The 7,442-nt window shown below is 72.8% G+C and carries 6 protein-coding genes; 2 read left to right on the top strand and 4 right to left on the bottom strand.

Annotated features, from left to right (window positions below):
• Window positions 1–295: 295 nt before the first annotated feature.
• Window positions 296–1,177: a universal stress protein gene (locus ABZS42_RS26770; protein ID WP_355149794.1), complete on the top strand. Its 882-nt coding sequence runs from the start codon at window positions 296–298 to the stop codon at window positions 1,175–1,177.
• A 35-nt stretch (window positions 1,178–1,212) separates the two neighbouring features.
• Here ABZS42_RS26770 and ABZS42_RS26765 read toward each other — a convergent pair whose 3' ends face one another.
• On the bottom strand, window positions 1,213–1,836 hold the full coding sequence (locus tag ABZS42_RS26765; RefSeq protein WP_355149792.1) for an FMN reductase: 624 nt from the start codon (window positions 1,834–1,836) through the stop codon (window positions 1,213–1,215).
• Complete coding sequence (locus ABZS42_RS26760; protein ID WP_355149790.1) at window positions 1,833–2,972, bottom strand: LLM class flavin-dependent oxidoreductase; 1,140 nt, start codon at window positions 2,970–2,972, stop codon at window positions 1,833–1,835. The genes ABZS42_RS26765 and ABZS42_RS26760 overlap by 4 nt, the downstream gene beginning before the upstream one ends.
• Window positions 2,973–3,193: 221 nt before the next feature.
• Between ABZS42_RS26760 and ABZS42_RS26755 the strand changes: the two genes are divergently transcribed.
• Window positions 3,194–3,814 (top strand): DNA-3-methyladenine glycosylase, encoded by a 621-nt coding sequence (locus ABZS42_RS26755; RefSeq protein WP_355149788.1) that lies wholly within the window; start codon window positions 3,194–3,196, stop codon window positions 3,812–3,814.
• 127 nt (window positions 3,815–3,941) lie between these two features.
• Here ABZS42_RS26755 and ABZS42_RS26750 read toward each other — a convergent pair whose 3' ends face one another.
• Complete coding sequence (locus ABZS42_RS26750) at window positions 3,942–5,732, bottom strand: stealth family protein (RefSeq protein WP_355149786.1); 1,791 nt, start codon at window positions 5,730–5,732, stop codon at window positions 3,942–3,944.
• Between the two features lie 272 nt (window positions 5,733–6,004).
• Window positions 6,005–7,442: DUF6541 family protein (locus ABZS42_RS26745; RefSeq protein WP_355149784.1), on the bottom strand; the 1,438-nt coding region annotated here is incomplete at its 5' end.

Raw genomic sequence — 7,442 nt, 5'->3', positions numbered from 1 at the left:
CGCGGGGGTGGGTTGTGGGGCGCCTGGGGCTACCCGCGGGGGGGCGGGGCGGGGGGGGGGCCGCGCGCCCGTTGGCTGCCGGGGGCGGGCCCCCCGGGGGGCCCCCACGGCCGCTCGTCGTCGTGGCGGCGCCCGCGCGGGGCGCGGTGGTCGGTCACCGTGCTCTCGGCGGGTCGGTGCGGTTCCCGGCGCCTCGCGGGTGCGACTTGCGCGGCAGCGACATCGGGCGGGTGGGAAATCCCGCGGACGGGTACGACCGCGCCGACAATGACCTGGTCGAGCGTTGGGAGGCCGAATGAACCGACCCGTCGTGGTGGGAGTGGACGGATCCCCGGCGAGCCTCGTCGCGGCCGAAGAGGCGGCCCGTGCGGCGGTACGCCGGCAACTTCCCCTGCACCTGGTGCACGGGTACCTGCATCCGCTCGGCTACGGGGTGCCGCTCAACCCGTACGACCTGGGTGTGCCGGCGCCGACCGAGCCGGCGCAGCGGATGTTGGAGCAGACGGCGGCGGAGCTGGCCGGCGACCGGCCGGGGCTGCACGTCGAGGTGCGGCAGGTGGCCGGCGGTCCGGGCGCGGCCCTCGTCGAGGAGTCGCACCGCGCGGAACTGGTGGTGGTGGGCAGCCGGGGCCTGGGCGGCTTCACCGGTCTGCTGCTCGGCTCGGTGGGCGCGCAGGTCGCCGCGCACGCGCACTGTCCGGTGCTGGTGGTACGCCCGGCCGGCGGGCCCGCGCCCGTGCTGGGACCGGTGCTCGTCGGCGTCGACGGATCGGAGTCCGCGTCGTTGGCGGTCCGCTACGCCGCCGAGGAGGCCGTCCGGCGCGGCGCCGAGCTGGTGCTCGTGCACGTGACGGGAGGCGATCATGCCGATGCCGTGGGGGCACGGGACCCGCGGGCGGGCGGGCCGACGCCCCCGGAAGACGAGCCGCTGCTCGCCACCGCCGTCGCCGCGGCCCGGGTCGAGCACCCCGACCTGACCGTCACGGGCCGGACGGTGCGCGCGGCGTCAGCCGAGCAGGCGCTGATCGAGGCGAGCCGGGACGCGGCGCTGGTGGTCGTGGGCACCCGGGGCCGGGGCGGCTTCACCGGCATGTTGCTCGGCTCGGTGAGCCAGGCGCTGGTGCAGCATGCCCACTGCCCGGTGCTCGTCGCCCACCCGTACGACCGGGCGGGCTGACGAGCGTTGCGTGGCCGTCGGCGGCGCGGCCCCGGTCAGGGTTCGCGCCGGTTGAGCAGCTCCTCGAAGCTGGTCGTCAGCGCGAACGGATCGGACGGTCCGGTGGACACCGGCCGTCGGTGCACCTGCTCGGCGAGTTCGGCGGCGGCCCGCTCGATCCGGGACCGCAGCGCGGCGTCGGCCGTCCCGCTCGCCCAGTCCTCCGGGGCGGCGAAGACCGACGTCGGCACCACCACCGCGTGCAGGTAGGCGAAGAGCGGTCGCATCGCGTGCTCCATGGCCAGTGAGTGCCGGGCCGTGCCGCCGGTCGCGGCGATCAGCACCGGTCGGTCCGTCAACGCGTCCGCCTCGATCAGGTCGAAGAAGGACTTGAAGAGTCCGTTGTAGGACGCGTTGAAGATCGGCGTGACCGCGATCACCCCGTCGGCGCCGGTCACCGTGTCGAGCACCGCACGCAGCGACTCGGACGGAAAACCGGTGATCAGGTGGTTCGTCACGTCGTGGGCGTGCTCGCGCAGGACGACGTGACGCAGCTCGGCGGTCTCGCCCCGGCCGACCAGCTCGTCGCGCGTGGCGGCGGCGAGCTGGTCGGCGAGCAGTCGGGTGGAGGACGGCTGGCTGAGGCCGGCCGAGACCACAGCGAGGGTGCGCTGCGTCATCGGTTCGCCTCCGGCGCCTTGCCCGTCACGTCGTCGACGGCGTGGACGGTGCTGTCCTTGGCGCCGCCCGCCGCGGCGACGAGCGAGGCGTGCGTCGGCGCCGCCGGAACGTGCGCGGGACGGAGCGAGTCGAACTCCTTGCGCAGCACCGGGACGACCTCCTCGCCGAGGATGTCGAGCTGCTCCAGCACGGTCTTCAGCGGCAGCCCGGCGTGGTCCATGAGGAAGAGCTGACGCTGGTAGTCGCCCACGTAGTCGCGGAAGGACAGGGTGCGGTCGATGACCTGCTGCGGGCTGCCAACGGTCAACGGCGTCTCCGCGGTGAACTCCTCGAGCGACGGCCCGTGCCCGTAGACCGGGGCGTTGTCGAAGTACGGCCGGAACTCACGGATCGCGTCCTGCGAGTTCTTCCGCATGAACACCTGCCCGCCGAGGCCGACGATGGCCTGGTCGGCAGAACCATGGCCGTAGTGCTCGAAGCGCTGCCGGTAGAGGTTCACCAACCGCTGGGTGTGCTCCTTCGGCCAGAAGATGTGGTTGTGGAAGAAGCCGTCACCGTAGTACGCGGCCTGCTCGGCGATCTCAGGGCTGCGGATCGAACCGTGCCACACGAACGGCGGTACGCCGTCCAGGGGGCGAGGCGTCGAGGTGAACGACTGCAGCGGGGTGCGGAAGCGACCCTTCCAGTCGACCACGTCCTCCCGCCACAGCCGGTGCAGCAGGTCGTAGTTCTCGATGGCGAGCGGGACGCCGTTGCGGATGTCCTGGCCGAACCACGGGTAGACCGGGCCGGTGTTGCCGCGCCCCATCATCAGGTCGACTCGACCGTCGGACAGGTGCTGCAGCATCGCGTAGTCCTCCGCGATCTTCACCGGGTCGTTGGTGGTGATCAGCGTGGTCGCGGTGGAGAGCAGCAGCCGCTCGGTACGCGCCGCGATGTAACCGAGCATGGTCGTCGGTGACGAGGGCACGAACGGCGGGTTGTGGTGCTCGCCCGTGGCGAACACGTCGAGCCCCACCTCTTCGGCCTTCAAGGCGATGGCCACCATCGCCTTGATCCGCTCATGCTCGGTCGGCTCCCGGCCGTTGGTCGGGTCGACCGTCACGTCACCGACGGTGAAGATTCCGAACTGCATGACAGCTCCTCGGGTTGTTGGCCGCGGCCCGGCGGCCGTTACGCACCCGACAACATACTTGACGACTCAATAATTCCAACAATGGACCACCATCGTGGTGGCCGTCACCCCACCGGTCGCGGGTCCTTCCGGCCGGGGACTACCCCGCCCGAAGCCACTCACGCTGCTCGCCCGCACCACCGGAGGTCGTGCGGCCACTGCCCCGGTACCCTTGCCCCACGATGACGTACCCCTGGCTCCAGGCACCTGCCGCACAGGTCGCGACGACCGCCCGAACCCTGCTCGGCTGGACCGTATCGGCCAACGGCGTCCGGATCCGGCTCACCGAGGTCGAGGCGTACGCCGGCACCGGGGAGGACCCGGCCTCACACGCCCACCGAGGGCCGACTCCCCGCAACGAGGTCATGTTCGGACCGGCGGGACACGTCTACGTGTACTTCGTGTTCGGCATGCACTGGTGCATGAACATCGTGTGCGGCCGCGAGGGTGAGGCAGCCGCCGTCCTGCTGCGCGCCGGAGCCGTGACCGAAGGGCTGGAGATCGCCCGGGAGCGCCGGGGCAACGCCCCGGATCGTGACCTCGCTCGCGGGCCGGCGCGGCTCGTCAGGGCGCTCGGACTCGACCGCGACGCCAACGGCACGTCAGCCCTGGACGGCTCCGGGCCGATACTCCTGACCCCACCGCCGGCACCCGTGGACCCGTCCCTGATCGCCGCCGGACCGCGCGTCGGAGTCGCCGCGGCACACGACACGCCCTGGCGGTTCTGGCTGGTGGGCGAGGAGAGCGTGAGCCTGTACCGCCGTCACGTCCCGCGCCGGCGCCCGTCCACCCTGCCCGTCTGACCTGCGGACGGATCCGCGCCGGCCGGAGTCGGACCGGCACACCCGTCGTACCCGGAATCACCCAGGCTCTGCGCCGCGCCACCCGCGGTGCTGGTGGCACCGCGCCGCACGGCCACCACCCCGCCCGTCAGTGCACCGGCTCGGGCTGGCCGGCCGGACCGAGGGGGGTGCGACCGGCGCCTTGCCGCGGAGCCGCGCCCACCGGCGCGGCGGTGAGCAGCTCCGCCGCCAGGGCGGACGCGGTGCGTCCCCGCCGCTGCGCCTCCACCTCCGGCGACACCTCGAAAGGCGCCCGGAACGGAAGGTACGCGGAGAGGAAGTCCGCCAGCATCGCCTGCTGCTCGGAGAGCAGGACCTCGCTGGAGTCGGTGTCGTTGAGGCAGAACACGTCACAGTGCCGCCGGGCCAGCAGCGCGGCCAGCTTCACCGGAGTGGAGGGGTGCGCCAGGTCGGCGTAGGTGTACCGGATGGAGCCGGGAACCGAGGTGCCGGAAAGGTACGACCAGTAGTGCTGCAACGACGACGGGATGGACAGGTCCCCCGGGTGCCGGAACTGGTGCTCGGCGGTGGCCAGCACCTCGTCCGGCAGCTGCCGCTCGATGTCCTCCAAAACACTCCGACGCAGCGGGTACGGCACGTGCCGCATCTTCTGCGAGATGGTGCGCCCGAAGCGCTCCTCGATGTGCCGCCGGTTGTTCTTACCGGCGGCGGTGACCGGGGCGTCGTGCACGGTGGCCGGGCCGACGTCGAGCTGGGCAGGTGAGGGGAAGAACTTGGCGATCCCGTTGGCGTGGAAGAACGCGGTCGGCAGCAACGGCCGGCCGAAGAACATGTCGTCGTTGACGTAGACGAAGTGCTCACTGAGCCCGGGGATGCGGTGCAGCCGGGACTCGATGGCGTGCGAGTTGAAGGTGGGCAGCCGCCCGGTGCCGGCGAAGATCTCCCGGTGCCGCACCACCCGGACCATCGGGTGCATGACGTCCAGCCACGGCGGGACCTGATCGTCCGTGACCAGGTAGACCTGCCGGACCCAGGGCGCGTAGGCGACCAGCGACCGCATGGAGTAGCGAAGCTCGTCGCGGCTGACGTAGCGCGCGTCGTTCGCGGCGACCTCGTTCATCTCGGCCGCGCCGTGCTCACGCAGCGCCCGGTTCTTGCGCTCGCGCCAGTCGCTGTCGTCCCCGTCGACCCAGGTGTAGACCACGTCGATCGGGAACGTGACCTGGTCGTGGCCGAGACCGGCGTATTCGGCCCGGCTCCGGCAGGTGGTGTCGTCACCGGCGAAGCGGCTCAGTCGCCGGGTCGGCACGGCGACGGTGACGCCGGTCGTGGGCAGGGCCGCGGCGATCCGGTTGGGACGTGGCGCCGTGATGTGCGGGACCGGGTACTCCTCGGCCGGCGCGTCCGCCCAGAACTCCACGTGACAGGCGAAGGCCCGACCGAGGACGGTACGGCCGAACGGGTCGGTGACCGCGGCGAAGACCTCCGCGACGGTCCCCTGCCGACCCGGCCGCGCGCGATCGGGGAGGCGGACCGTCACGCCGTCCTTCGCGCCCACCGTGGCCAGCGCCCGCAGCGCCCCGTCCCGGTCCTGCTCGCGTACGGCGACCGCGCTGCAGCGCTCGTCCAACGTCGGCACCGCGAAGTGCGGGACCCCGGCCTCGTCGAACGCCGCGGTCACCAGGTCGAGGTTGTGTCGCCACCGCTCGGCGGGCGTCGCCGCCGCGACCACCCGCGCCTGGACCTGGGCCGCGCCGTCGCGCACCGTGCGCAGCTTGCCCAGCGGGGTGCGCTTCCCGCGCGTGGAGATCCGGGTCAACCGCCGCACCAGCCAGAGCTGCCGCTGCGGCGGCAGGACCTGGAGCATCCGGAGCCGGTGTTCCTTCGGCAGCATCCGGTAGACACGTAGCGCTATCAACGCACGGCCTCCCGTCGCAAGCAGGCCCTGACCGGCCGGCCGGCGCCGCGACCGATCACCGGTCGCCTGCTGAGGTGCCTGTGGTTCACCTTGCCCCCGTCTCCCGGTGCCGGTCCGATGACCGGGTCGGCGTGTGCTGGAATCTCCTGCCCGGCCTGCGCCTCCTCGTCCTGCGAGCGGCCGGATGGCCGGGCATCCACGAAAGTAGCAACTAGTTCAGCTGTTGGCTGCCATCCGGTCACCGAGTGTTTACTGCCGGATGGTTCCGTACGTCACCCGGCCGCGTCCGGGCAGACCCGTCCCGCCTCGGTCACCTGGTAGATCCGGATGCCGTCGACCCGGTGCACCGGCGTCAAGCGGTCGCTGCGGTCCAGCCGCGACTGTCGATAGTGGGCCCGCCAGCCCGGGTAGTTCGCGCTGCCCACGATCACGTACCCGATGCCGAGCCGGCGAACGGCACAGCCGGCGGGCGGCGCGTCGGCGTTGTTCACCAGCCAGCGCCAGGCGCGCCAGCGGTCCTCCCAGTTCTCCGCCACCGCCGTCTGCGACGGCGGCATGCCGAAGAGCAGCGGTGTGCCGTGGTCGGCGTACGACCAGGTCATGAACTGCCGGTGCCGGTCGTAGGCGACGACCTGGCCGGGCTGCACCCGGCCGTCGAGCCACTCGAACGCGCGGTCGTAGGAGTCGCCGACCGGGGCCCGCCGCTTCACCTCACCACGCAACGGGTGCCAGCTGCCGGGCAGGGCGGCGAGCAGCGCCAGGCTCAGCACCACCGCGGCGGCGACGGCGGCACCGGGCGTCAGGGCGCGGGTCGGCCGCCGCAGCGCCGCCACCCGCCCGCCGAGCAGGGCGAGCAGCCGGCGCAGACCGAGCCCGAGCACCACCGCACCGGCCACCGTGGCCACCCCGTAGACCGGAAAGATCATCGACCAGAGGCGTGCCGGATCGCCGTACCAGAGGGCGCTCAGACTCTGCACGAGCCCGGCGTTCGAACTGATGGTTACGACGCCGACCAGCGTGAAGAACAGCCCGGCCGCCAGCCACGGCCGGGCCCAGCGCAGCGACCGGAGCACCAGGGCCAGCGGCGAGGCGAGCAGACAGGCGACGGTGATCCAGAGACCTATCCGGACGCTCAGCGGCCAGGGCGCGACGTGCTCGGTGCCCGGCGTCGGGAAACCCAGCAGGACGTACCGCTGCGGGTCGGTCAACCAGAACTGGACCGCCTCGCCCCACCGGCCGAGCAGCTGCGGCTTCTCGGTCAGGCGCTCGCCGCCCGCGCCGGCGATCGCGCCCAGCAGCGGCGCGACCGTGCCGATCCCGGCGACCACCATCGCGGCGGCGGCCGCTCCCGCGGTCCGCCACCGCAGGTGCTCTCGCAACGCCACGACCAGGCCGATCGCGAGCACCCCGATGAAGAGCACGTCGTAGGAGTGCATCATGACGACCCCGGCGCCGCCCAGGCCGGCGAGCAGACCCATCCGCACCGGATGCCGGCCTCGCACGGCCAACGCGATCAGCAACGCGAGCCCGCCGGCCAGGCACGGCGCCGCCTGCTCGGTGATCCGGCCGGAGAGCAACGACACCCATATCGGGCCGATGAACACCGGCGCGGTGGCGGCGGCCGCCCCCCCCACCCCGCGCCCCGCCAGCCCCCCCACCCAGGCGAACAATCCCCCGGCCCGCGCGACCGGCCCCACCACCACGTCCCGC

It is taken from the genome of Micromonospora sp. NPDC005367 (assembly GCF_040606825.1).
GTDB lineage: Bacteria > Actinomycetota > Actinomycetes > Mycobacteriales > Micromonosporaceae > Micromonospora.
The sequence above is the reverse complement of the archived record's forward strand: the minus strand, read 5'-3'. Positions and strand labels throughout refer to the sequence as shown.

Bases quoted from the DNA above. Each gene is read 5' to 3' on its own strand.
- ABZS42_RS26765 (WP_355149792.1), bottom strand. From the start codon at position 1,836: ATGACGCAGCGCACCCTCGCTGTGGTCTCGGCCGGCCTCAGCCAGCCG.
- ABZS42_RS26770 (WP_355149794.1), top strand. From the start codon at position 296: ATGAACCGACCCGTCGTGGTGGGAGTGGACGGATCCCCGGCGAGCCTC.
- ABZS42_RS26755 (WP_355149788.1), top strand. From the start codon at position 3,194: ATGACGTACCCCTGGCTCCAGGCACCTGCCGCACAGGTCGCGACGACC.
- ABZS42_RS26760 (WP_355149790.1), bottom strand. From the start codon at position 2,972: ATGCAGTTCGGAATCTTCACCGTCGGTGACGTGACGGTCGACCCGACC.